Here is a 510-nt window from a genome sequence, read left to right as displayed (position 1 = left end):
CAGCAGGTTCGGGTCCGTTGTCTCGCGCAGGTCGATGTTGTCGGCATACAGCAAACCACTGCCATTGCCCGTCCCGTTCGCAGAAAGTCTGACGCTGACCTGCGCACGAACCGTCCCCTCCGGTGCGACACTACGTTTCTCCAAATGCGCGAAGCCCGTTATAGCCGTCTCCTGACGGACATAATCCTGACCAAGACTGCTGTTGCTTGCATTATAGTATTGGATATGCAGCTCCGCGAATGCATTCTGCAGCTGTGCTGCATAGATATCCCCGGATAACAGGTACGTTTTGCCGCCTTCAACTGCCACCGATTGCAAGACTTGCGCTCTCGCCCATGGCACCAGACCCGTCGCTTCCACCTTTAACGCTCGGCTGCCTGTGCTCTCTTCCACAACAAGTTGTCCTGTTGCGGACGCATCGATATCCTTTGTCCAAAGTGCAATGTCGGACCCGATAGATTGCGTAAACCCACCGTTGCCCAACAGGTTGCCCTCGTCCTCAATCAGCGG

General features: G+C 55.7%; 1 protein-coding gene. It reads right to left on the bottom strand.

The features are described 5' to 3' along the window. A partial coding sequence (locus tag ACFFT4_RS30100) for a carbohydrate binding domain-containing protein (protein ID WP_378052838.1) occupies window positions 1-510 on the bottom strand: 510 nt, incomplete at both ends.

The organism is Cohnella cellulosilytica (assembly GCF_042431195.1).
GTDB lineage: Bacteria > Bacillota > Bacilli > Paenibacillales > Paenibacillaceae > Cohnella > Cohnella cellulosilytica.
Note: the sequence above shows the minus strand (reverse complement) of the source record. Positions and strands in the feature narration are given on the sequence as shown.